This is a genomic window from Vibrio sp. 10N.261.52.A1, assembly GCF_002876325.1.
Classification (GTDB): Bacteria; Pseudomonadota; Gammaproteobacteria; order Enterobacterales; family Vibrionaceae; genus Vibrio; species Vibrio chagasii.
Genome location: NZ_MCYD01001348.1, coordinates 1 through 522 on the forward strand (window position 1 = coordinate 1; position 522 = coordinate 522).

General features: G+C 39.1%; 1 protein-coding gene. It reads left to right on the top strand.

The window, feature by feature from the left end; translation table 11 throughout:
• The coding region (locus tag BCT81_RS27635) for a hypothetical protein (protein ID WP_206748018.1) at positions 1–507 on the top strand (507 nt) is incomplete at its 5' end.
• Positions 508–522: the final 15 nt, after the last annotated feature.

Genomic DNA, 522 nt, shown 5'->3' on the forward strand with positions numbered 1-522 from the left:
ACTCTAGAAACGTCCGAAAAGATTAGAAAGTCTAAGAATAAGCAAGAGAAGTTGTTTCTAGTTTCGTATCAAAATGGCAGAGGACATGAAATCGATTTGAAACGCAAAAGGTTGGTTGCGATGTCAATTCAAGTACATCAATTTACTGGGAAATATGCCAACGTATTCTTATCCGTGCCTAAAGTGCAATCTAATTTTAGTATCGCCGCGAAAGCTCTAAATGAGGTGGCGTCAAAAACTTGGTTTAACATCCCTAGAGCTTATCCAGAAGACACCGATCCGGTAACGACCTTTCTGAGTCAAGTGAACAAAGAGCAGCTGACTGAATTTATCTCCTCTATAAATAAAAATCGTATACTTCTCTCCTTCTATCCAGGTAGTGCAGGAGGTATATTGCAATCGGGAGTGGTGCCTTTTAACGGAGTGTCTTTATTCAATACGTTTCGACGAGTAAAAGAGTTGCATTCTGCATTTGAAGAACTGCGAAAGGCGAAACAAAATAGTTAACAAAGCATTTAAGAG